21 protein-coding genes are annotated in these 21519 nt (G+C 68.5%); 14 read left to right on the plus strand and 7 right to left on the minus strand.

Going from position 1 to position 21519, the window contains the following annotated elements; genetic code table 11:
* The first annotated feature begins 30 nt into the window (after positions 1-30).
* The 3 genes from RPX00_RS34920 (at position 31) to RPX00_RS34930 (ending at position 2225) form a co-directional block, all read left to right on the plus strand.
* Positions 31-654, plus strand: coding sequence for a TetR/AcrR family transcriptional regulator (locus RPX00_RS34920; RefSeq protein WP_406631806.1), 624 nt, complete (start codon positions 31-33; stop codon positions 652-654).
* A gap of 157 nt (positions 655-811) precedes the next feature.
* Complete coding sequence (locus RPX00_RS34925) at positions 812-1501, plus strand: hypothetical protein (protein WP_406631808.1); 690 nt, start codon at positions 812-814, stop codon at positions 1499-1501.
* Positions 1502-1505: 4 nt separating this feature from the next.
* A complete protein-coding gene (locus tag RPX00_RS34930; protein ID WP_406631810.1) occupies positions 1506-2225 on the plus strand; it encodes an SDR family NAD(P)-dependent oxidoreductase in 720 nt (239 codons plus the stop codon).
* Between the two features lie 455 nt (positions 2226-2680).
* On the opposite strand, the gene RPX00_RS34935 is transcribed toward RPX00_RS34930, so the two are convergent.
* The 3 genes from RPX00_RS34935 to RPX00_RS34945 form a co-directional block, all read right to left on the minus strand.
* Positions 2681-3103: a hypothetical protein gene (locus RPX00_RS34935; protein WP_406631812.1), complete on the minus strand. Its 423-nt coding sequence runs from the start codon at positions 3101-3103 to the stop codon at positions 2681-2683.
* A 12-nt stretch (positions 3104-3115) separates the two neighbouring features.
* Entirely contained in the window at positions 3116-4720 is a 1605-nt protein-coding gene (locus tag RPX00_RS34940) for a GMC family oxidoreductase (protein WP_406631814.1), read from the minus strand.
* A gap of 112 nt (positions 4721-4832) precedes the next feature.
* The gene (locus tag RPX00_RS34945; RefSeq protein ID WP_406631816.1) at positions 4833-5894 is read right to left on the minus strand and encodes a LacI family DNA-binding transcriptional regulator; all 1062 of its coding nucleotides are present in this window, start codon (positions 5892-5894) and stop codon (positions 4833-4835) included.
* Between the two features lie 185 nt (positions 5895-6079).
* Between RPX00_RS34945 and RPX00_RS34950 the strand changes: the two genes are divergently transcribed.
* From RPX00_RS34950 to RPX00_RS34990, 9 genes are all read left to right on the plus strand, one after another.
* Positions 6080-7261: a Gfo/Idh/MocA family protein gene (locus tag RPX00_RS34950; protein WP_406631818.1), complete on the plus strand. Its 1182-nt coding sequence runs from the start codon at positions 6080-6082 to the stop codon at positions 7259-7261.
* Positions 7258-8418 (plus strand): DUF993 family protein, encoded by a 1161-nt coding sequence (locus RPX00_RS34955; protein ID WP_406631820.1) that lies wholly within the window; start codon positions 7258-7260, stop codon positions 8416-8418. The genes RPX00_RS34950 and RPX00_RS34955 overlap by 4 nt, the downstream gene beginning before the upstream one ends.
* Positions 8415-9266 carry a sugar phosphate isomerase/epimerase family protein gene (locus RPX00_RS34960; RefSeq protein WP_406631821.1) on the plus strand — a complete coding sequence of 284 codons (852 nt, stop codon included), beginning with the start codon at positions 8415-8417 and terminating at the stop codon, positions 9264-9266. Before RPX00_RS34955 ends, RPX00_RS34960 begins: the two co-directional genes overlap by 4 nt.
* On the plus strand, positions 9263-10375 hold the full coding sequence (locus tag RPX00_RS34965) for a glycerate kinase (protein ID WP_406631823.1): 1113 nt from the start codon (positions 9263-9265) through the stop codon (positions 10373-10375). Before RPX00_RS34960 ends, RPX00_RS34965 begins: the two co-directional genes overlap by 4 nt.
* A 77-nt stretch (positions 10376-10452) precedes the next feature.
* Complete coding sequence (aldh, locus tag RPX00_RS34970; RefSeq protein WP_406631825.1) at positions 10453-11829, plus strand: aldehyde dehydrogenase AldH; 1377 nt, start codon at positions 10453-10455, stop codon at positions 11827-11829.
* A gap of 49 nt (positions 11830-11878) precedes the next feature.
* Positions 11879-12190, plus strand: a complete 312-nt coding sequence (locus RPX00_RS34975; protein WP_406631827.1) for a hypothetical protein — start codon at positions 11879-11881, stop codon at positions 12188-12190.
* Positions 12187-13209 carry an EamA family transporter gene (locus RPX00_RS34980; protein ID WP_406631829.1) on the plus strand — a complete coding sequence of 341 codons (1023 nt, stop codon included), beginning with the start codon at positions 12187-12189 and terminating at the stop codon, positions 13207-13209. The genes RPX00_RS34975 and RPX00_RS34980 overlap by 4 nt, the downstream gene beginning before the upstream one ends.
* Before the next feature lie 11 nt (positions 13210-13220).
* Positions 13221-13484 (plus strand): hypothetical protein, encoded by a 264-nt coding sequence (locus RPX00_RS34985; RefSeq protein WP_406631831.1) that lies wholly within the window; start codon positions 13221-13223, stop codon positions 13482-13484.
* Positions 13485-13488: 4 nt separating this feature from the next.
* Positions 13489-13641 carry a hypothetical protein gene (locus tag RPX00_RS34990; RefSeq protein WP_406631833.1) on the plus strand — a complete coding sequence of 51 codons (153 nt, stop codon included), beginning with the start codon at positions 13489-13491 and terminating at the stop codon, positions 13639-13641.
* A gap of 493 nt (positions 13642-14134) precedes the next feature.
* On the opposite strand, the gene RPX00_RS34995 is transcribed toward RPX00_RS34990, so the two are convergent.
* Together RPX00_RS34995 and RPX00_RS35000 are read right to left on the minus strand one after the other, a co-directional pair.
* Positions 14135-15652 carry a tetratricopeptide repeat protein gene (locus RPX00_RS34995; RefSeq protein ID WP_406631835.1) on the minus strand — a complete coding sequence of 506 codons (1518 nt, stop codon included), beginning with the start codon at positions 15650-15652 and terminating at the stop codon, positions 14135-14137.
* Positions 15653-15729: 77 nt separating this feature from the next.
* The gene (locus tag RPX00_RS35000) at positions 15730-16413 is read right to left on the minus strand and encodes a hypothetical protein (protein WP_406631837.1); all 684 of its coding nucleotides are present in this window, start codon (positions 16411-16413) and stop codon (positions 15730-15732) included.
* A 799-nt stretch (positions 16414-17212) separates the two neighbouring features.
* On the opposite strand from RPX00_RS35000, the gene RPX00_RS35005 reads away from it, so the two are divergent.
* On the plus strand, positions 17213-17413 hold the full coding sequence (locus RPX00_RS35005) for a hypothetical protein (RefSeq protein WP_406631839.1): 201 nt from the start codon (positions 17213-17215) through the stop codon (positions 17411-17413).
* A 53-nt stretch (positions 17414-17466) separates the two neighbouring features.
* Here the strand turns inward: RPX00_RS35005 and RPX00_RS35010 are convergent, their stop codons facing one another.
* Together RPX00_RS35010 and RPX00_RS35015 are read right to left on the minus strand one after the other, a co-directional pair.
* A complete protein-coding gene (locus RPX00_RS35010; protein WP_406631841.1) occupies positions 17467-18261 on the minus strand; it encodes a hypothetical protein in 795 nt (264 codons plus the stop codon).
* Between the two features lie 1803 nt (positions 18262-20064).
* Positions 20065-20478: a MerR family transcriptional regulator gene (locus RPX00_RS35015; RefSeq protein ID WP_406631842.1), complete on the minus strand. Its 414-nt coding sequence runs from the start codon at positions 20476-20478 to the stop codon at positions 20065-20067.
* Between the two features lie 55 nt (positions 20479-20533).
* Here RPX00_RS35015 and RPX00_RS35020 point away from each other — a divergent pair, with 55 nt between their 5' ends.
* Positions 20534-21505 (plus strand): oxidoreductase, encoded by a 972-nt coding sequence (locus RPX00_RS35020; RefSeq protein ID WP_406631844.1) that lies wholly within the window; start codon positions 20534-20536, stop codon positions 21503-21505.
* The last annotated feature ends 14 nt before the right edge of the window (positions 21506-21519 follow it).

Below are 21519 nucleotides of genomic sequence, written 5' to 3' on the forward strand. Positions count from 1 at the left end.
CGGAGTCGTTGCGGCAGGTAGGATGCACCCATGCATCTTGCGGAGGAGTCCGGTCCCCGGCGGCGCCGGCGTGGCGCGGAGCTGAAGGCCGCGCTGCTCGACGCCGCGTGGGCGGAGCTGATGGAGGGCGGGTACGCGGCGTTGACGTTCGCCGGGGTCGCGGATCGTGCCGGAACCAGTCGTCCGGTCGTCAATCGCCACTGGGCGACGAAGGCGGAACTCGTGCGCGACGCGATCGTCCGCGCCAGCGCCCGATTCCCGCTCGCCGATCCGGACACCGGGTCCCTGCGCGAGGACACCGTCGCGTTGCTCGAACAGCTCAACGACGCGTTCGCGATGTTCGCCGCGGCGATGACTGCCCAGCTGGCCGCCTACTTCGAGGAAACCGGCACCACGGTCGCCGAACTGCGCCGGTCGTTGATCGACGAGCGGTGGGCGGTGATCGAGGCGGTGACGCGCCGGGCCGTCGAACGGCGGGAGATCGACGAAGCGAAACTCACGCCGCGCATTGCCCGGTTGCCTTACGACCTGCTGCGCAACGAAACCCTGATGAACCTGGAGCCGATGTCCCCGGAAGCGATCAGGGAAGTGGTCGACACCATCTTCCTGCCGCTGATCGCCCGGAAGCGGCCGAGCGCCAGATCTGCTCGATGACCGCGAGCCCGCCACGCTGAGCGCGGTGGTCGAGCGTCCGTAGCGGACTGAGTGCGCGTCGCTAAGGCTGAGGAGTGGCTCACGTTCCTTGTAAGATGCACTGGTGCATCTTATATTGGAAGTGGGGCAGCGACCCGCTGCAGGAAGAAGGACGGCGATGAACACCGAGAACGCGGTGACGGTCGAAGTGCGGACGATGGGCCGCACGGTGGACGAATCCGTTGTGGACCACTGGGAACTGAAGGCCGCGCGCCGGGCGCTGCGGAACCTCAAAGCGGTCGCGGGCGGACAGGTGATGATGGATCTCCTGGCCGGTCAGATCGAGGACGGCGACCGGTTCCACCGGGACGTCATCGCGGCCTCGGACGGCGGCTACCGCGAATCGCGCACCGAGTTCGCGGTGCGCGGGCTCAGCGGCACCGGACTGGCGGAGTGGTTTCGGGGCCAGGCCGCGACCGGCCGGTTCCAGGACAAGGCTTTGCTGCTGAACGCGCACCCCGAGCATTACGTCGAGCCGCCGCAGTATCCGGGCGGGATGGTGGAGACGATCGGCGGGCGCCTCACCCGGTTTCGGGTCGGGGTGGCCAGGGAACTGCCCGGCGCGGTCGCGGCTTACCTCGATGCGGCGTACCCGGTGTCGCTGATGAACGCGGAACTGACCCTCGACGACGGCACGCCGTTCGCGTATTGCCTGCACCAAGCGCGCGACACCGACACCGGGGCGGACGTGGTGGTGCGCGTTGTTTATCCCGCCGCGGCACCGGATTCGATGATCGAAGGCCACTGCGAACATCTCGCGATCGAGTTCCGCAGCTGGATCCGCAACGCGGCGGCAGCGAAGCGGTAAGGGGATGCCAGTGGAATTCACGGGGAAAACGGCTCTGGTCACCGGTTCCGGTACCGCCGGGGGACTGGGGCACGCGATCGCGGAAATCCTGGTGCGGGGCGGCGCGACGGTGGTGGTCACGGGCCGGGATCCGGAGCGCGGCGTCCAGGTGGCCGAAGGGCTCGGTGCCCGTTTCATCGCTGCCGATCTGGCGGACCCGGACAGCGTGCGAGCCCTCGCGGCCGAAGCGGGCACCGTGGACATCCTGGTCAACAACGCGGCGCTCATGACGGGCGCAACGCAGGATCTCCGCGAGTTCGACGACGTCTTCGCGGTGAATGTGCGCGCTCCCTTCGTGCTCACCACGGCATTGGCGCCGAAGATGGCCGCGAACGGCGGGGGCAGCGTCGTCAACGTCTCCTCGACCGCGGCCGGGATCGGCATGCCCGGGATGGGGGTCTACGGCGCGAGCAAGGCCGCGCTGGAGTCCCTGACGCGGGCCTGGGCGGCGGAGTACGCACACGGGAACGTCCGGGTGAACGCCGTCGCCCCCGGTCCGATGCACACGGCGAAAGCGGTCGCGATGATCGGCCCGGATCTTGGCGGCTACGGCGGAACCGTGCCGCTCGACCGCTCTGCCGACCCAGCCGAAGTCGCCGAGGCGGTCGCTTTCGCGGCGAGTGCCCGCGCCAGCTACATGACGGGCGCGGTCCTGCCTGTCGACGGAGGCCGGGCCGCCGTCTGACCGATGACAGTCCGGGAACCTCTGGAACCCATGCCGCCGACTGGCGCCGGAACCGTTCGCCCCGGGAACATCGGTCGGCAAAGGTCGAGGCTTTCGCCTTGAGCACTGCGTTCAGCTGCCAGACCTCCCGAGGGCGGCGACGCCGATCCTGTCGGCGGCCACCTCGCGCGGTTCGCCGCGAGGACTTCCGCAAGCGGCTTCCGCATTCCTCCCCGACGCACTCATCGAAGGCCGCTGCGAACATCTCGCCACCGAGTCCCGCAACTGGATCCGCGATACCGCCGCATCGACGCAGCCGCACAGCGCGTGGCTTGGGCGATGGTGCGGTGCCGACAGCGGCAAGCAGCCAGGGGAGGCGAACAAATGCGCGTACGGAAGCAGATTGCCCGCGATGCGCGCTTTCCCTCGGCCTCGCCCGGGAACGGCTCGGCCGAGGGAGGGTTCCGCATGGGCGGTCACGCCTCCCGGTAGATCGGGCCGCGTTCCACGACCCGGAGCAACAGGTCCTCGTCGATGTCCTCGGCGATCTGCACCGTCCTGGGTTGCTGGCCGGTGTAGCCGAGCAAGTCGCGCACCGTTCGGTTCGTGTAGTAGCTGCCCGCGACCGCGAGCAGCACCGCCTGGTGCCCGGCCTCGTCGAGTTGGCTCAATTGCTTGAGGGCGACGCCGGAAGGGAGGCCAGCGGTCGCCCGCCAGGCGCGCAGGAGGTCGTCGACTAGGTCCGGCAGGACTCGCAGGACGATGTCCAGCTGGCCGCTGTCGATGCCGGCCGCGGCGGCGGACGGCATCGGGGCGGCGGCGGGGATCAGGTCGTCGGCCAGTGCTCGCAGCCAGTCCCGGCACTCGTCGGGAAGGAGGCGGCCGGTGGTCGCGGTCATGGATGGCTCCGATCAGGCGGGGACGGGCTGGTTCCGGCGGTTCGCGATGAGATGTTCCGTCGCGCGCAGGGCGAGCGCGGCGATGGTGCTGGTCGGGTTGACGCCGCCGGAGGTGACGAACACGCTCCCGTCCACGACGTACAGATTGGGGATGTCGTGCGACTTCCCGTACTCGTCGACCACCGACTTCGCCGGGTCGTCGCCCATCCGCGCGGTGCCGAGGAGATGCCACCCTGAGTAGCGCATGAGCGATTCGGTGGCGACGTCGGAGGCTCCGGCCGCGCGGAGGGACTCGCTGGCCCGCGCGATGTGGAAATCGAGCAGGCGGCGGGAATTGTCGCTGACGGAATACTCGATCCGGGGCGCGGGAATGCCGGAGGAATCGGCGAGCGCGCTGTCGACCGTGACGCGGTTGTTCTCGTCCGGCAGGTCTTCGCCGAAAATGCCCCAGCTGATGGTCCGGCCGAGGTGGCGGCGGACGTGCTCGTGGTGCGCGGGGCCCCAGGTCTGCTCGCCCGCGCGGGTCGGCAGGGCGGCGTTCAGCGGGCCGCCGGTCGGGGCGAGGCTCCATTTCGCGCCGCGCACGAAACCTCGGTCGGTGTCTGTTTCGTAGAACTGGTAAGAGGTGATCTTCGCGCCGACGTGTCCTCGCCAGCTGTCCAGGTCTTCGTCGAAGTAGCCGGTGACGTTGGCGAACGGGTGCACCATCAGCCGCCGCCCGAGCAGGCCGCTGGAATTGCCGAGACCGTCCGGGTGCGCGGAGGTGGCCGAATTGAGCAGGATCCGCGGGGTTCCGACGGCGTTGGCGGCCATGATCACCACGCCGGCGCGGACGGCGTGCCACGAACCGTCGGGGAGGACGTACTCGGCGCCGGCGGCGAGTCCCTTGCTGGACATCAGGATCCGGGCCACACGCGCCCCGGTCAGCAGCCGCACGCCGCCCGCGACCGCGGCTGGCCAATGCGTGAGGTCGGTCGACGCCTTGGCTCCTTCCGGGCAGCCTTGCATGCACGATCCGAATTGGACGCACGGACGCCTGCCCTGGTGCGGGGCGGACAACACCGCCTGCGCGGCCGGCCACCAGTGCCACCCGAGTTTGTCATGGGCTTTCGCCATCCTCGCGCCGATCCGGCCGATGGGCAGCGGCGGAAGCGGGGGTTCGGCGCCGTCCGGGTAAGCCGGGTCGCCGCCGGCCCCGGACACCCCGAAGGCGACGTCCGTGCGTTCGTAAAACGGTTGCAGGTCGGCATAGCGCAATGGCCAGTCGTCGGCTACGCCGTCGAGGGAGCGCACGCGGAAATCGGACGGCAGCAGCCGCGGCCAGTCGCCCGCGTAAAGGATCATGCTCCCGCCGACCCCGGAGTACATCAGCGGCGCGACCGCGGACCGGCTGTCGTCGATCGGGTAGTCGGCGGGGTTCTGCCGCACGTTCGGGCTTGCCGACCACTGTTTGCGCGCTTCGAGTTCGTAGGTGTCGCGCTGGGCGGGGTAATCCGCCCGGTCCGGCCAGTCGCCCTGTTCCAGGCAGACCACGTCGAATCCGGCCTTCGCCAGCGCTCCCGCCGCGACTCCGCCGGACGCTCCCGCGCCGATGACCAGGACGTCAGCTTCTTCCATGGGGATTCCTCTCGCACACCGCCGTTGGTAAGCGCTTTCCGCGAACCGTACGAGCTGTGCTGCCCGGACGCAAGAGGGTGTTCGGTCCGGCTGTCCGGAGGGCGACGATCGGTTACCGGCGGGTGCTGTCGCGGAGGACGACTTCGCCTCGGACGCGGTGGCGGCGGGGAGCGTCCGCGTGGTCGTCGAGGGCGAGTTTCACCGCCTCCGCGCCCATGTTCGTCATCGGGAGGCGGACGGTGGTGAGGGCGGGCACGACGTCGCGCAACGGGCTGATGTCGTCGAACCCGGCGATGCCGATGTCTTCGGGGACTCGCAGGCCGGCTTCGCGCGCGGCGGCGAGCGCGCCGAGCGCCATCACGTCGTTGACGGCGAACAGGCAGTCGACCGGTGGGCGTCCACCGGCTCGCTGGAGCAGCGCACGCGTCGCTTCGTAGCCGCCGGCCCGCGTGAAGTCGCCGGGGATCTGGTGCGCTGCCTCGGGTTCCGCGCCGTGCTCGGACAGTCCGAAGCAGAATCCCTCGGCGCGGTCGCGCGCGGTGAGCAGCGAAGGCGGACCCGTCAGCACCGCGAACGTCCGGTGTCCGGCGCGGTGGAGGGCGTCGGCGAGCGCGGCTGCGCTGAGCCGGTTTTCGACGACGACGGTGCCGATGCCGAGCCCGTCCTGGCCGATGCACGCGGCACGGCCGCCGCCCTGGGTGTACTTCCGGAGCAGGGCGCGCATCGGGTCGAGCAGGGCGGCGTCGTCGAGCCGCGATCCGGCGAGAATGACGGTCTGCGCGCGCTGGCGGCGGAGCAGCTCCACGTGGCGGAGTTCGGCCTCGGGGTCGCGCTGGGTGCTGGCCACGGTGACCAGCAGGCCCCGCTCGCCCGCGGCGGCGATGACGCCGGCCGCGATGCAGGAGAAGTACGGGTCCGCGATGTCGTGGACGATCAGTCCGAGGGTCGCGGTGTTGCCGCGCGCCATCGCTTGCGCCTGGGCGTTGGGCGAGTAGTCGAGTTCCGCCGCGGCTGCGATGACCTTGGCCCGCAACGCTTCCTTCACCTGGCGCGTGCTCCCGTTGAGCACCCGGGACGCGGTCGCGAGCGAAACCTCGGCGCGCTCGGCGACGTCGGCGAGGGTGGCCGCGCTGGCGGCCGGCCCGGCCGGGCTGGGAGAACGTCGAGGACTCACAGCCGCGATGCTAGCGCTTTCCGGAATTCCCGGCGGCGGGCCGGGCCGGGGGCTTGACGAGGAGCGCTCGGCGAATCTAGCTTGGAAAGCGCTTTCCGCACGACGGCGACCGCGGCGGGAAGGCGTTCTCCGCATCCGGCCCTGACCGGTCCGGACCGATCCGACCAGGCGTCCCAGGAGGCCCCGTGGCTCAGCGAAGCATCGGCATCATCATGAACGGCGTGACCGGGAGGATGGGCTACCGGCAGCATCTCGTCCGGTCGATCCTCGCGCTGCGCGACGAGGGCGGGGTGCCGCTGCGCGGCGGCGAGCGCGTCCAGGTCCGGCCGCTGCTCGTCGGCCGGGACGGGGCGAAGCTCGCCGAACTGGCCCGCCGGCACGACATCGCGGACTGGACCACAGATCTCGACGCCGCGCTCGGCGACAGCCAGTGGGACGTCTACGCCGATTTCCTCGTCACGAAGGCACGCGCATCCGCGCTCCGGCGGGCGATCGCCGCCGGCAAAGCCGTCTACGCGGAGAAGCCGACTGCCGAGACGGTGCCCGAAGCTCTCGATCTTGCGGCGCTGGCCCGGGACGCGGGCGTGCCCAACGGCGTCGTGCACGACAAGCTTTACCTGCCGGGGATGAGGAAGCTGGCCCGGCTGGTGCGGTCCGGATTCTTCGGGCGGATCCTGTCGGTCCGCGGCGAGTTCGGCTACTGGGTCTTCGAGGGCGACGGGCTGCCGGCGCAGCGGCCGAGCTGGAATTACCGGGCCGAGGACGGCGGCGGCATCGTCGTGGACATGTTCCCGCACTGGAATTACGTGCTGGAGAACCTTTTCGGGGAAGTCCGCTCCGTCTACGCGCGGGCGGTGACGCACATCCCGACCCGGTACGACGAGACCGGCGCGTCGTATCCGGCCACCGCGGACGACGCCGCGTACGCGATCTTCGAACTCGACGGCGGCGTGATCGCGCAGCTCAATTCCAGCTGGACGGTGCGCGTCGACCGCAAAGAACTCGTCGAGTTCCAGGTCGACGGCACGCACGGCAGCGCGGTCGCCGGGCTGTTCGGCTGCCGGGCGCAGCACCGCGACGGCACGCCCCGCCCGGTGTGGAACCCCGACCTGGCCGACTCCCACGACTACGCCGCCGACTGGCGGGAGATCCCGGACAACGAGGTGTTCGGCAACGGCTTCCGGGCCCAGTGGGAGGAGTTCGTCCGGCACGTGGTCGACGGGGATCCGCACCCCTACGACCTGCTGTCGGGCGCGCGCGGGGTTCGGCTCGCCGAAGCGGGATTGCAGAGTTCCCGAACCGGTGCGCGAGTCGACCTCGCGCCGCTCGAGGTGCCGCGGGCGATGGCGAACGGGGCGGCGAAATGACGAGGGTGACCCTGGTCGACGCGGGTGCCGGCGTCACCGGACACACCTTGCGGGAAGCTCCGGCGCTCACCCGTCCGGACGGGCCGTTGCGCGCGCGAACCGCATACGCCGCGGCCCATGTCGTTCCGCGCGCGACTGCGCAGAATGTGCCGGGCGCGCCCGCGGATCTGGACTGGGACTCCACGCTGGCGTTTCGCCGCCACCTGTGGTCGTGGGGCCTCGGAGTGGCCGACGCGATGGACACCGCACAGCGCAACATGGGATTGGACGCGGCCGCGACGCGCGAGCTGATCGCTCGCAGCGCGGCCGAAGCGGCCTCGGTAGGGGGAGCGCTGGTGGTCGGAGTCAACACCGATCACCGGCCCGAGGAAACCTTGTCGCTGAGCGAAATCGTCGATTCGTACGCGGCTCAGCTCCACTACGCCGAAGACCACGGCGCGGGCGTCGTCCTGATGGCCAGCCGGCATCTCGCCCGCGCGGCGACGTCGGCGGGCGACTACGAGAAGGTGTACCGCGAGGTGCTGGCGCAGGCCGGCGCCCCGGTGATTCTGCACTGGCTCGGGGAGGCGTTCGACCGGCAGCTGGCGGGTTATTTCGGGCTCGACGCGGACGAGACGGTGCTTCGGATCGTCAACGAGAACGCCGGGAAAGTGCGCGGGATCAAGATGAGCCTGCTGGACCCGGGCCGGGAAATCGCACTCCGGGCGCGGCTGCCTCGCGGAGTCCGCCTGTTCACCGGGGACGATTACCACTACGTGAGCCTGATCGCCGGTGACCGCCAAGCCCATTCCGACGCGCTGCTCGGCGCCTTCGCCGCGTTCGCTCCGTTGGCAGCCACCGCGCTGCGCGCACTCGACGCGGGCGACCACGCGGAGTACCGGCGGGTGCTCGGTCCGACCGAGGCGCTGGCACGGCATATTTTCGCCGCTCCCACCGAGTTCTACAAAACAGGTGTCGCGTTCCTGGCTTGGCTCAACGGCTATCAGCCCGCCTTCGCGATGGTGGGTGGCCTGCACGCGACCCGCAGCTTGCCGCACCTGTCCGCACTGGTGCGGTTGGCCGACGAGGCGGGGGCGCTGGTCGATCCCGAACTGGCGGCGCGGCGATGGACCGATTTGCTTGCCGTGCACGGCTTCGGCGAAAGGACCCCGGCATGACCGCGCATCCGCGGATGTCGCTGAACCAGGCGACGATCCGGCACGCGGACCTCGCTGCCGCGCTGCGGGTCGCTCAGCGCGCCGGCATTCCGGCGATCGGGTTGTGGCGGGAACCGGTCGCCGAGGCCGGGCTGTCGAAGGCGGCCGCGATGCTGGCGGATTCGGGGCTGCGGTTTTCCAGTTTGTGCCGCGGCGGGTTCGTCACCGGGCACGATCGCGCGGCCGCGCTCGAGGAAAACCGGCGGGCGATCGAAGAAACCGCGGCGTTGGCCGAGGCGGGCGCGGCGGGCTCGGCGCCGGTGCTGGTGCTCGTCGCGGGCGGGCTGCCCGAGGGCGACCGCGATCTCGCGGGCGCGCGGAACCGGGTGCGGGACGCGGTGGGCGTGCTGGCGGACGACGCGGCGGCGGCCGGAGTGGTCCTCGCGATCGAACCCATGCACCCGATGTACGCCGCGGACCGGGGAGTGATCTCGACGCTGGCCCAGGCGCTCGACCTCGCCGAGCAGTTTCCCCCGGACCGGGTCGGCGTGGTCGTCGACACCTTCCACGTCTGGTGGGACCCGTGCCTCGCCGAGCAGGTCCGCCGCGCCGGAACGACCGGCCGGATCGTCTCGTATCAGGTCGGGGACTGGGTCACGCCGCTGCCGTCCGACGCGCTGCTCGCCCGCGGCCTGCCCGGCGCCGGACATGCCGATCTCGCCGCGATCTCCGGGCTCGTCGAGGAGGCCGGCTACCGGGGCGATGTCGAGGTGGAGATCTTCAACGAAGACCTCTGGCAGGACGACCCGGAACGGGTGGCCCGGCGCGTGGTGGAATCGTTCGGCCACGCGGTGGGAGCGACGGGATGACAGCCGCGAAGAAGACGCTTCGCGTTCTCGTCGCCCCAGACTCGTTCAAAGGCTCAGTCCGCGCCGCCGAGGCCGCCCGGTGGCTCGCCGAAGGCTGGCTCGCCGAGCGCGAGCACGACGTGCTGCGCGAACTGCCCCTTGCGGATGGCGGCGAGGGCACCCTCGACACGGTGGCTGCGGCTGTCCCGGAAGCCCGCCGGATGCCCGTCGTAGTGCCCGGTCCTGACGACCGTCCGGTACGTGCTCACTGGCTCCTCCTTCCGGACGGCACCGGTGTCGTCGAACTCGCCTCCACCAGCGGTCTTGGCTTGCTCCACCGGCCGCGTCCCGCTGAGGCGCACACGCTCGGGTTCGGTCGCGCGATCGCGGCCGCGCTGGACGCCGGCGTGCGTCGGCTGCTGCTCGCGTTGGGCGGGTCAGCGTCGACAGACGGCGGCGCTGGCGTCCTCACCGCGCTCGGTGCCCGACTGCTCGACGAGGCGGGAAACCCAGTTCCGCCCGGCAATCGCGGTCTGGCCCGGCTGCGCACCGTGGACCGGACGGGGCTTCGTCCCGTGCCGCCCGCGGGCGCGCTGGTGCTGAGCGACGTGACGAATCCGCTGTTCGGCCCGGCCGGGGCGGCGGCGGTTTTCGGTCCGCAGAAAGGCTTCCCTCCGGATGAACTGCCCGCCGCCGAACGCAATCTCCGGCAGCTCGCGGGCTTGCTGGACGCTGACCCGGCGACGGCCGGAGCCGGTGCGGCGGGCGGGACCGGGTTCGGCCTCCTCTCCTGGGGAGCGCAGCTGGCTCCGGGGAGCGAATTCCTGGGTTCGCTGTCCGGGCTTCCCGCCGCGGTCGCGGACGCGGACCTCGTCCTCACCGGCGAGGGACGCTTCGACGCGCAGTCGCGGCAGGGGAAACTCGCCGGGCACGTCTCGGCGCTCGCCGCCGCGGCGCGGGTGCCCGCGTTCCTGGCCGCCGGGCGGGTCGCGGCACCGGTTACTGGCCTGTTCCAGGCCGCCGAAGACCTTTCCGAACTGGCTGGCAGCCAGGCCCGCGCGCTCGCCGACCCGGCGCGGTATCTGCGGCGCGCGGGGACCGCACTGGCCCGGCGCTTCGCCTCGGCCTGACGGCCCCGCCCGGCCGCGCTTCACCCGGCCGCCGGACCCGGTCCGCGCGGCCCCACCCCAGCAGAAAGGACACATTCATGACGATCGCCAGCGTCGACCCCGCCACCGGCGAGGTCCGCAAGAAGTTCGCCGGGCACACCCCAGCCGAGGTCGAAGCCCGGATCGCCGCCGCGGACGGCGCGTTCCGGGCCCTGTCCCGCACCACCTTCGCTCAGCGCGCCGAGTGGCTGCACCGAGCGGCGGACCTGCTGGAAGCAGAGGCGGACGCCGTCGCCGCCCTGATCACCGCGGAGATGGGCAAGACCCTCGAATCAGCGCGCTACGAGGCGCTCAAGTCCGCCGCCGGAATGCGCCATTTCGCCGACCACGCGGAGCGTTACCTGGCACCGGAACGGCCGGTCGACCCGGCGGCGGCCGGCGCGTCGGACCTCGTTGTGCGGTTCGACCCGATCGGTGTCGTCCTCGCGGTCATGCCGTGGAACTACCCGATCTGGCAAACGGTCCGGTTCGCCGCCCCGGCGCTGATGGCGGGCAACACCGGACTGCTCAAGCACGCTTCCAACGTGCCGCAGTGCGCGCTCTACCTGAGCGATCTGTTCGACCGCGCCGGGTTTCCGCCCGGGTCCTTCCCCACGGTGCTGATCGAAGCCAAGGAAGTCGCCCCGCTGCTCGCCGACCGGCGGATCCGGGCGGCGACGCTGACCGGCTCGGTCGCGGCCGGCTCCGCCGTAGCCGAGGCGGCCGGGCGCAACATCAAGAAGACAGTGCTGGAACTGGGCGGCACGGACGTGTTCCTGGTCCTTCCCAGCGCGGACCTGGAGCGGGCGGCCGAAGCGGCAGTCACCGCCAGGGTGCAGAATGCCGGGCAGTCCTGCATCGCCGCGAAACGCTACTACGTCCACACCGACGTCTACGACGAGTTCACCGCCCGGTTCGTCGAAGGGATGGCGGCGACGATCGCCGGAGATCCCCGCGACCCGGGCACCACGTTCGGTCCGCTCGCCACCGAACGCGGGCGGCGAGAGGTCGAAGCGCTCGTCTCCGACGCGGTCGCCAAGGGCGCGACTGTGCTGACCGGCGGCCGGACGCCGGACGGACCGGGCTTTTTCTATCCGGCGACCGTCCTTTCCGGACTGACCCCGGACATGCGGCTGTATCGGGAGGAATGCTTCGGCCCGGTCGCCTGCGTGCACCGCGTCGCCGATCTCGGGGAAGCGATCAGGCTCGCCAACGACTCCGACTTCGGGCTCAGCTCGAGCGTCTGGACCGGCGACGCGGCGGAAATCGACCGCGCGGAGCGCGAGATCGAGGCCGGGGGAGTGTTCGTCAACGGCCTCACCGCCTCGTTCCCCGGCGTCCCCTTCGGCGGAGTCAAGGACTCCGGCTACGGCCGTGAACTGTCGGCGCACGGCATCCGCGAGTTCGTCAACGCCAAGACCGTCTGGCGCGCTTGACCCGCGCCGATCCCGGAAACATCTGCCCACCCGCGAAGGAGTTTCAACGATGAAACCCGCACCGAAAATGCAGGCGGTGATGGTGCTCTACCACCTGGGCGAAGACGGCCTGTGGGAGCACCACTTGTTCGGGGCGCTGCGCCGGCACTACGGCGATGCCGAACTGTCCGGCCTGCGCGAGGACCTCGTCGGGCTGTCCACCGTCGGCTGGCTGGAGGTGCTCGAACACCGCAGCCATCGCGGCCATCTCTTGCGCCGCTACCGGCTCGCCGCGTCGGCGAGGCGGCTTGTCGAGTACCAGCTCGATCTTCGCCGGTGCCTTCCGGTCGAACTGCCCGCATGCTCCGGGAACGCGGCATGAGCGCGCCCGAACCGGCCGAGACCGGGCTGGCCGCGCGATCGCGCCTGGCCGACGGGAAGAAAACCCGGATGGGGATGATCTACGCGATCCTCGCCGCGCCCGCCCTCGGCCTCGCCTTCGGCCTGCTGGGGTCGATCGTCTCCGCGCCGCCGTTCGACCGGCAGCAGCCCACCGGCGCGTTCGTTCTCGTGGCCGCCCTGCAGGTGCCGTTCGGCGTCCTCGCCATCGCGATCTTCCTGCTGGTCACCGGCACCTGGCGAGACGCGGCGCGGATTCTCGGGCACCGGGTCAGCTGGTGGAACCTGTTCGTCGCGGTCGGCGGATTCGTGGGCGACTTGTGCTTCGCCGCTGCCTCGGGTCTGATCGGCGGTGCCCTCGCCGGCTCCATCGGCGGCCTCGCCGGGGTGGTCGGAGCGATCATCGCGGCGGTGCTCTACCGCGAACGCATCCTCCGCGCGTCCACTCTGATCGGTCTCGCGGCACTGGCGGCCGGTATCTGGCTGGCCGTCTCCGGCGGCGAACTCGGCGCCCCGACGCACGGCTGGTACTTCGTGGTCGGTCTGCTGATCATCGTCGCCGCAGTGCTCACCTGGGGCTTCGAGAGCTTCGCCATCACCGCGGGCACCGACCTGATGCCGCCGGAGAGTTTCCTGTGGTGGCGCGCGTTCCTCGAACTGCTCATCGCCGACGTCTTGCTCGCGGTGCTGTTCCCGGAAGGCAGGCACATCGCCGCGGCCGCCTGGTCCCAGCCGCGGCTCATAGCGATCGGCGCGGTGATCGGGCTGGGCTGGGCGATCTGGATGATCATGGGCTACTACATCGGAATCTCCTACGCCGGCGCGGTGCGCGGCGGCGTGTTGACCAACACCCTCGCGTTCTTCTTCATCGCCTTCTTCTCCCTCACCGTCTACGGCGCGCCGTTCAGCACCTACGTGATCGTCGGTTCGGCGATCACCATCGTCGGCACTCTTTTCATCGTCACCGAACCCAAAGCCCGCTTGACGCGCTTGCGTTCCTGAACGGAGAACTCATGTCCACGCGACCGTCCACATCAGACTGGCCCGACGACGACGCACTCGCTGACGCCTACCTGCGCCGCAGCGCCCGGGCCAAGCTGCGCCGCCTGTCCGGACTGATCGTCTTGTGCGCTCTCCTGCTGGCCGTCCTCGTCCTGATCTACTCCGAAGGCTGGTATTCCGGCTCCGGAGCAGGCTGGGTATTCGTCGGCATCGGCGTCGCGGCCGCGGCGATCTGCGCCGTCGTCATCGACATCGTCTACCGGAAGGAACTCTGAGGTCATGTCCGCATCCGGAACCGGACCCGCCCCTGTCGCCCGAGAGTTGCCGCTGCTCAACGCACGCCGTTGGGCGCTGGGATTCCTGGCCTTCGCGGTGGTTCTCGCGATTGTCTTCTCTCAGTTCCTGATCGGCTTCGCCGCGCACGCGCACTGAGCGGTGCTCTTCCGCTTGTCCGGTGATTCGTCCGGCGATCACGCAGCTGCCCGACCGGGCGGGTGTCTCTCCGCGGCCATCTCACCGCCAGGGCAAGGTCCGCGCACCCGCAAGCCGGCCGTCGTCCTGGCGGATCCGCACGTGGTCTCGACCGATCTCGATGGGGCCGATGCGCTGATTGCGGAGCAGCGGATGGGGAACCATTACGCGGAGCAGGCAACTGCGGACGCTCTCCGAGCGGGGCGGAACTGTATCGGGTGGCCGGGACGCACAACTATGGTCGTCGTGTCCCGCGCCGGTGTCGGCGGTCGGTCGTCTTCCTCTGGCGACCGCTCTCTCCCAAAGCCAGCTTCGCCTGCGGCGCATGCACCTGATCCCGCGCTGAGGCAGCGCCCTCTGCCTGAGGCGCCACCAACCGCCTCACTCGCACCCGGCTCCCGCAGCGACACTGGGTGGCGGGGCTGATCAGGACGTTTCCCAGGCCGGCACTGTCTCATCCGCAATCAATGTTCAGCCCAAAGAATTCCGCCCACTCTTTGGCGCGATAATAGCCGCGGAGTCCCGCCATGTCCGGATCCACGCTCATCCAAGCGGGATCGAGGTTGTTGTGCGGATCCCGGACAATCATGGACAATTGAATCAGAGCCCGGTCTCCAAGCTGGCCAAAGGATTCCGGGCTCCTGATAACGTTCGGGATCAGCTGATCGTGATGTTGCATGCAGATGGAGTAGAAGCAGGCTCCGGCGTACCTGGCCAGCCATCCTATTCGGCGGCGCTCCAAAATTTTGTGAACCTGACGAAAAGCCTCTTGAGCATCAGTGTCGCAGGGTCTCGCATGGGAGAAATTCGACATTTCTCCGTCCAGTACCCGGAGGATGATCAAAGTTTGCCGCAGTACTCGCACTGCATAAAGGTAGTCCGCGCGCTTGCTTCTTCCGTGGAAGAATCCCGGACATCCGCCCATCGCTGGGCGAAACCATGACCTCCAGTACGTTCGCTCGCCCAGGTTCCGGTTATTTGGAAGCCATGTCTTCGCCCAGTGGAGAGCAATCGAACGTCTCCTGAGCTTTCGGACAAGAAGATCATGAATCTCGGCTACGTCGATGTTTCCTATCCTGTTATTGGCGATAGTGGCAGCGTATCGGTACAAGGTTTCGATATGTTCCGGCCAGAGTTCATGGCTGCGGCGATAGATGTGCACGGAGCTGAGGTATTCGCGGCGCTGCTCCAGCAAGCTTGCCTTGCGCAAGGTGAGAGTCAGGTTTCCCAAAGACTTCGAACACGCGTCCTGGTAAAGCTCAAGGGCGTCGTCTGCGCGACCAATTTGCTCTTTGCTCAGCGCGCGTCGGAATGTCGCGTAGCCGCTGCGCTTGTTCCACTGTATCCAACGCGGCGTCCTTCGCATTATGCGCGGCTCGCGCTGGATGCACTCAACACAGAATCCACCGATTTCGAATACTAAGTCATCAATACTCGAGCAGGCAAAGGTTCGAGCCGCCAGAATAGAATTGCCCGGGGTCTTCGAAACTTGCACGGCCACCCGAAAACCGCTCGACGCGGCAAGTTGGGTAGTCATGATGTGGTACGCCGGACGAGGAGAGGACGCCAACTCGAACAGTGCGGAAATCCAACCGTCTGCGGACTTGGGGGTCTCCGCGGGAATGGTGGGGGTTGATACGTTGGGCAGGCCCGGCGTCACTGCCCAGATCCCTTGCACGTCCTCGGCGATATAGGCGGTGAGGGTAGCGCCGATCGTCCGGCCGAGCCTCTTCCGAGGCAATTCGTTTTCATCTTCAGGGGCAGCATCAGTACTGTTGTCCGATGCTTTTCGAACTTCCTGATCGTCGAGGAGTTCGTTCATCTGGTGTACAATTACGGGATACACGCCGCGCGATCGGACCTGATGCCACACGCGCGACGACGCGTGCAATATACCCGAGAGCAAGAGCAGCACGAAGGCAAGGGCTGCCGCTTGCGTGATGGCCGAAACAACGCTGGAAACGATGGCCATGAGAATTCACTTCTCTTTCAGAACCCGTGATCAGGTACCTGTCAGTCGAGTTTTCCGTCATGGTTGCATCAAAGCGATCACGACTCCGCGTCTGTCTTGAAAGCAGATTCCGTGTTCCATGCCAGCCTCAGCGAGATGGTCGAACGCGAGTAGCGAAGAGCGGCGCGCAGGGTGTTCAAGTCCAGCATTTCGCCAATGGACTCGAGTTCGTCCAGGGTGCCGGTCAGTCCTGAGAGGCCGGAAAAGCCGTCCTGGCCGGCCTGCTGCGGTCCGGACGCCTCGACTCTAGGAGCCTTGCTTTCAAACATTCCTTGCAAGACCTCGACCCAGTGGGCCATGCGAGGGCCGTGATGCACTGAATGCAGACTCGTGTCATCGATCAATCTGGGCGCCACTACAAGCGCATGATACAATTCAACCAGCAGAGTGTTCAGCGCTTCCGCAAGTCGCTGGCGCGAACGTCTCTCGTTTTCGGATTCGGTATCAGACTGTAGTTTCAGGAAATCAGCCTGTCGTCGATAATGTTTCCAGGCTTCTTGAAGGTTTTGCTCTTGCAGCAAAGCTGACGATATTTTCCGCTGCGCGCTCCGCAGTGTAGCTTCATGCTTCTCGGAGAGCTTTCCCAACCCGCTCGCGTCTGCGTTGTCCACCTGTCCAGTCCGCCCTTCCGGTGCGGTGGTGGATCTCCTGAGGACATCCAGGAGATGCTCGTTGCTAGATGTCGCGGTCGCCACAGCAAGTGTTACGACGATCTTCGCCATGTCCACGGGCACTTTCGGTCCCGTCAGGCCAGTTATCCACCAACAGGACGAGATGGGTGTCCTCTCCCGCGGTCCTGGCGGCCAGGTCGATTCTCTTGGTCGCGCGAGAGCTAGTGCCCTTGACCCGGTCGACCTGCGTTCGCCGCGACGATGCCGGGCCCGGTTGCGTTCGCGGACCTGCCGCTGTCGCCGACCGCGTCAGACCCTCTCGGCGACAACCAGCACGAGATGCTCGGCCCAGAGGTGTCGATGATGCGGCTTCGGCTGTATGACGCCCGTCCCTTAGCGCCGCCGCGGCGAGTGCGTGCCGGCCGTGGTCTGCCGCACGCACGTGATCCGTCGGCTTCTGGTTCCCGGGCCTTGGGGCGGAGAGACGAGGTCGTCCTAGGCGGTGGCCACCTCGAACTGCGGCAGCGCCCGACTACAGTGGATGCCTGTCCGGAGCCACTGGAATGACGGGAAGGACAGCCGTATGTCGGGCCGAGGAGAAGCGGATTTCCATCTGGGCCATGTGGTCGGGATGCTGTTGAACGGATTTCCGCCGAGCGGCACTGGTCGTGTGCGAGTGGACAATCAGCGGGGCGACGTCGAAAACTACGATGTCGCCTTCGCGCCAGGGGCATGGCGTGCGGAGAGCCCAGCGCAATTGTGGGTGTGCGACGGGGAAACGTGTGCGGTGCGCGTCGGCCGGGGGCCGGTGGAGACGCGGCCTGCTGGCCGTGGCCGCCGGCCGCGTCCTCTCTACCCCTTCTTCCCCCTGGACGCGCCGATCTGGGGCCGACGCGGGGACGATTGGCGGATGCGGGAACGGCCTCGGGCGCAGGACGGGACTTGGCTGGTGGAGCTGGAGAACCTCGATGCTCCCGAGCACACGGCGGAGCTGGCGGTGGACCCGGGCAGGCCGGGGATCACGGCGATCCGGATCCCCGGTTCGGTGGTCGACGTCGTCAGCTTCGACGCGGGCCCGCCAGACGCGGCCGCCTTCCGCCTGCCCGGGTAGCCGCCGGAAGGCGGCCCCTCAGTCACCTGTCCCGGCGCGTCGGGACAGGCTGATCAGGGATGAGCTTCCTTGCCGTTCGGGTACTTGCAGGGCACCGTCTTGTAACAGCGGAAGTGCGGTCCCTCCATATCGTAGGTGACCTTGAATCGCCCCTGGGTTTCGTCGTTGATGTAGCGGTCGTACATCTCCCAGTAGAAAACGCCGGGCCCGTCCGTCGACATGTACGCGACATCCTTCTTCGATGTCTGGTATGTGATGCCGCCCAGCAGTTGGTCGTCCACGGTGCGGTCCCACCAGAGCGGGACGTCCTCCCGCGTGCGGATCGGGATTTCGAAGGTGATCGGCCGTTTCTGCAACTGGACCCAGCTCACCTCGATCCGGTGGCTGCGCATTTGCAAGCTGATGATCGACCTCTTCCAGACATAGCTGACGAACGTCGGCGCGCCGTTCTCGATGATCGCGTACCAGATGACCTCCTGGGTGCTGGCACGGTACTGGCTCTCGATGTTCGTCCAGCCCACCATCGGGTGCATCGCGCCCGCCCGCACTTCCTGGAGACGCTGCTGCCGTTGCCGTTCAGGCAGTCCGGTGAGCTCGGCGGTCTTGCCGGTGCTCATCTCGGTGACCTGCTCGTGTTCTGCGCCGGAACGGGTGAACGTCGCGGTGAGCAGGTCGCCCGCGCACGTGATCCGCGCCTGGACATCGGACGGCACCGCGCGGGCTGCCGCGTTCGTGCACGCCAGGCTTCCCTGCTGAAGCTGCTGCGCCGACGGCATGTTCGACGACTGTTCTGAAGCCGATGCCGAAGCAGCGGCGGCAGGCGACCCGGTCGCGATCAGCACGGCCATCAGAGGCAGCCCGATCAGCTGCACACCTTTTCTCGCTGAAGACATGCGTGTGAACAAGACGTAATTCCCCTCTCTTCCTCAGATCAACTCTCACTCGATCTGCGGACCCGTGTTTGCCTGTATAGCGCGCACGGAAAGATCGGAATGACGCTGTTCCTTGAATCATCCGAATGGAGCAGTCATTCCGGAGTCGTCGTTCCGCTGGCGTCGCTGTTGGGCGGCAGTGACCTCGGTGACTGGTGTCGTATTCGTGATTGGCGGCGTGACGGTTTCAGACCGGGGCGACGGCCTGGGTTCGGTGCGACGACCACGTGGTCATCGCGCCGGCCTTGGGAAAATGTCCGCCGCAACAGGAACCTGTCGTTCACGAGTCGGGGGTGTGCACCGTTCCCGCGCTCGCGGGGCTGTTTGGCCTTGAGGGCGTTGTCCGTCTGCGGTCCGGAACCATGCGCACCGCATGCGGTGAGTTGTCCAGTGGTTCGGCCAGGCGTTTGGGAAGGTATTGATCACGGTTGGCGACTGGGCGGAGACGACGGTGGCCGCGCCGGAGGCTGCCAAGCGGTGCAGCGCGTGCGACTTTGGTTTCCTCTCTTTCGCTGAGTGAATACGATGTTTTCGATTTCATTGTCACATCGGGAGGGGATTTCTTCGTAGTCGGGTTTCAGGCAGTTGGTGCGGCCTGTCGCATGGTGGCTGGCCGGTCTGGGACGACCCGGACGCGCTCGCCGCCCGGCACGGCGCGAGCCCGGGCGGCTCGTCTCGACCGACCAGTTCGGGCGGCTGATCGCGCCAGGGATGCCGCCGCGCACGGTCCGGCACAAGCTCGCGGTCCTGGGCCGCACAGGCCTTCTCGCCGCAGTGACCCGCGAGCACAGCCCGCGCGCCTGGTACGTCGCCGCGGAAGGCGTTGCGATGGCCGAGGTGTCCGACGCGGTCGAGCCCAGGCAGTACCGAGTCGCGGATCCCGAGGTAGCGCAGGTGCTGCTACGTTCTCGACGAGGGACACCGTTCCCAGCGCATCTTCTTCCTCGAACTCGACCGGTCGACCATGCCGATCGCGCGCTTCGCCCAGAAGCTTGTCGCGTATGTGCGTTACCACGACTAGGTACCGCGGCGTCCTGGCGCGAGTCCTGCCTGGCGTTCGCGGTATCCGCGTTTCCGGCGCGTCGTGGTCGTTCTCTCCGGTGCTGCGGAGCATGTGCTCGAACGTCGGCTCGCTGATTTGCGCGCCCACGCACGGGCATTGGCAGCCGTCGCGTCGACCTGGTCGTGACGACGTTGCGGCGGCTCCAGAACGACGGGGTGCTCGGCGACGTCGCCGTGCCCGTCCTCGGCACGGACACCTGCCGCCGGTCGTTGTTCGAGCCCCTTCGTGGGAACACGCGATAGCTGGCGACGTGCGCTCGACGTCGCCGAGGTCCGGGTCAGAAGGCGTGCCGAATCAGCCGGGCCGCCCTCGCGGCGCAGCCCCAGCCTGCTGTTCGCGTCGGCGAAATTCCTGTTCGCAAGACGAATCGGCCAGCGCATTCGCTGAGCACTACCCGGCGCACGGCAGCGACCGCCCATCAGGCGGCGCGCTGGCGGGATCTTCCGCTGATTCCCCGGTGCTGGTGCGCTACGTCGAAGCCAATGGGCGGGCGGCTTTCGCCGCGCAACTCACCGAGGCCACGGGAAAAGCAAGGTCGCCTGGTTGTTCGCCGAGGCACCGGGATCGGGTGGCAAGGACTGACGTCGCCGTGCAGCGACGGGGACGAGTCGCGTGGCTTCCGACGAGGGGTTGTATTGAAGGGGACAGCAGTCGCCTCAGCGCGTCGGATCCCAGAGTCCGCCTGCTTCGCCTCGGGCGAGGTGCTCGGCGTAGACACCGACCTTCCAGGCGATGACGGACCGGCACTCCTCCAGCGCCTGGATCTGCGCGTCGACCCGCTCTCGATGGGCATCGAGCAGCCGCAGGCGTTCCGCCTCGTTGCCCGGTCCGCGGCGCACCAGTTCGGCGAAGTGCTTGAGGTCGGCGAGCGGCATGCCGGATTCGCGGAGCTTGACGCAGATCAGCAGCCACTCGACATCGAGGGAGGTGTAGCGCCGCCGGCCGCCCGACGTGCGTCGGACCGGTCCGACGAGCAGGTTCTCGCGCTCGTAGAAGCGCAGAGCGTGCACGCTCAGCCCGGTCCGCTCGGCCACCTCGCCGATGCTCAGGCCAGCCTCGGTGGTCGTCATGCCGCTCACTCCCGGACTTGATCTAGACCTCGCTCTAGATCGTAGCGTCACCGGCATGACCGTTACTGATCAGCAGCCGCTCGGATCCCGCTTCTCCGCCGCCACCACGTCCGAGGACATCGTGTCCGGTCACGACCTTTCCGGCCGGACCGCCGTGGTGACCGGGGGCTACTCCGGGCTCGGCTTGGCGACCGCCCGGGCTCTGACGGCCGCCGGCGCCCGGGTCATCGTTCCCGCTCGCCGCCCCGAGGTCGCTCGTGCCGCGCTGAAGGAGGTGCCGAACTGCGAGGTCATCCCCATGGACCTGGCCGATCTCGGCAGCGTGCGCACGGCCGCCAGGCACATCAGGGACCGTCTCGACCGGATCGACCTCCTGATGGCCGTCGCCGGAGTCATGGCCACCCCGGAGCGGCGCATCGGACCCGGCTGGGAAGGCCAGCTCACCGCCAACCACTTCGGGCACTTCACCCTCGCCGGCGAACTTTTCCCGCTCCTGGCCGCCGCGAACGGCGCGCGCGTCGTCGTCAACAGTTCCGCCGGACACGCCCTGACCGGGATCCGCTGGCACGATCCGCACTTCCGCACCGGTTACGACAAGTGGCTGGCCTATGGCCAGGCCAAGACCGCGAACGCCTTGTTCGCCGTGCATTTCGACGCCCTCGGGCAGGGCTACGGCGTCCGGGCGTTCTCCCTTCACCCCGGCAAGATCATCACCGGGCTTCAGCGGGAGATGACGTTGCGGGCACAGATCGACCGCGGCTGGCTGGACGAGCACGGCAATATCGTCGGCGACGGTTTCAAGACCCCGTCCCAGGGAGCGGCCACCGGTCTGTGGGCCGCGACGTCTCCTCTTCTCGACGGCCGTGGCGGGCTCTACTTGGAGGACTGCGACGTCGCCCGCGTCTCCGCCCCCGGCACCCCCATGGACGACGGCGGCGTCCGCGCTTACGCCATCGATCCCGACGAGGCCGCGCGGCTTTGGGAGCTGTCGCTCGCCGCGACCGGGGCGACGCCTATCGCTCGATGAGTCGCACCTCCGGG

The organism is Amycolatopsis sp. WGS_07 (genome assembly GCF_045278895.1).
Lineage (GTDB): Bacteria > Actinomycetota > Actinomycetes > Mycobacteriales > Pseudonocardiaceae > Amycolatopsis.

What these genes read in the sequence shown, in the direction of transcription:
- RPX00_RS34920 (WP_406631806.1), top strand. Translation starts at nt 31, where the DNA reads ATGCATCTTGCGGAGGAGTCCGGTCCCCGGCGGCGCCGGCGTGGCGCG.
- RPX00_RS34925 (WP_406631808.1), top strand. Translation starts at nt 812, where the DNA reads ATGAACACCGAGAACGCGGTGACGGTCGAAGTGCGGACGATGGGCCGC.
- RPX00_RS34930 (WP_406631810.1), top strand. Translation starts at nt 1,506, where the DNA reads ATGCCAGTGGAATTCACGGGGAAAACGGCTCTGGTCACCGGTTCCGGT.
- RPX00_RS34935 (WP_406631812.1), bottom strand. Translation starts at nt 3,103, where the DNA reads ATGACCGCGACCACCGGCCGCCTCCTTCCCGACGAGTGCCGGGACTGG.
- RPX00_RS34940 (WP_406631814.1), bottom strand. Translation starts at nt 4,720, where the DNA reads ATGGAAGAAGCTGACGTCCTGGTCATCGGCGCGGGAGCGTCCGGCGGA.
- RPX00_RS34955 (WP_406631820.1), top strand. Translation starts at nt 7,258, where the DNA reads ATGACGAGGGTGACCCTGGTCGACGCGGGTGCCGGCGTCACCGGACAC.
- RPX00_RS34960 (WP_406631821.1), top strand. Translation starts at nt 8,415, where the DNA reads ATGACCGCGCATCCGCGGATGTCGCTGAACCAGGCGACGATCCGGCAC.
- RPX00_RS34965 (WP_406631823.1), top strand. Translation starts at nt 9,263, where the DNA reads ATGACAGCCGCGAAGAAGACGCTTCGCGTTCTCGTCGCCCCAGACTCG.
- aldh (WP_406631825.1), top strand. Translation starts at nt 10,453, where the DNA reads ATGACGATCGCCAGCGTCGACCCCGCCACCGGCGAGGTCCGCAAGAAG.
- RPX00_RS34975 (WP_406631827.1), top strand. Translation starts at nt 11,879, where the DNA reads ATGAAACCCGCACCGAAAATGCAGGCGGTGATGGTGCTCTACCACCTG.
- RPX00_RS34980 (WP_406631829.1), top strand. Translation starts at nt 12,187, where the DNA reads ATGAGCGCGCCCGAACCGGCCGAGACCGGGCTGGCCGCGCGATCGCGC.
- RPX00_RS34985 (WP_406631831.1), top strand. Translation starts at nt 13,221, where the DNA reads ATGTCCACGCGACCGTCCACATCAGACTGGCCCGACGACGACGCACTC.
- RPX00_RS34990 (WP_406631833.1), top strand. Translation starts at nt 13,489, where the DNA reads ATGTCCGCATCCGGAACCGGACCCGCCCCTGTCGCCCGAGAGTTGCCG.
- RPX00_RS34995 (WP_406631835.1), bottom strand. Translation starts at nt 15,652, where the DNA reads ATGGCCATCGTTTCCAGCGTTGTTTCGGCCATCACGCAAGCGGCAGCC.
- RPX00_RS35000 (WP_406631837.1), bottom strand. Translation starts at nt 16,413, where the DNA reads ATGGCGAAGATCGTCGTAACACTTGCTGTGGCGACCGCGACATCTAGC.
- RPX00_RS35005 (WP_406631839.1), top strand. Translation starts at nt 17,213, where the DNA reads ATGCGGGAACGGCCTCGGGCGCAGGACGGGACTTGGCTGGTGGAGCTG.
- RPX00_RS35010 (WP_406631841.1), bottom strand. Translation starts at nt 18,261, where the DNA reads ATGGCCGTGCTGATCGCGACCGGGTCGCCTGCCGCCGCTGCTTCGGCA.
- RPX00_RS35015 (WP_406631842.1), bottom strand. Translation starts at nt 20,478, where the DNA reads ATGACGACCACCGAGGCTGGCCTGAGCATCGGCGAGGTGGCCGAGCGG.
- RPX00_RS35020 (WP_406631844.1), top strand. Translation starts at nt 20,534, where the DNA reads ATGACCGTTACTGATCAGCAGCCGCTCGGATCCCGCTTCTCCGCCGCC.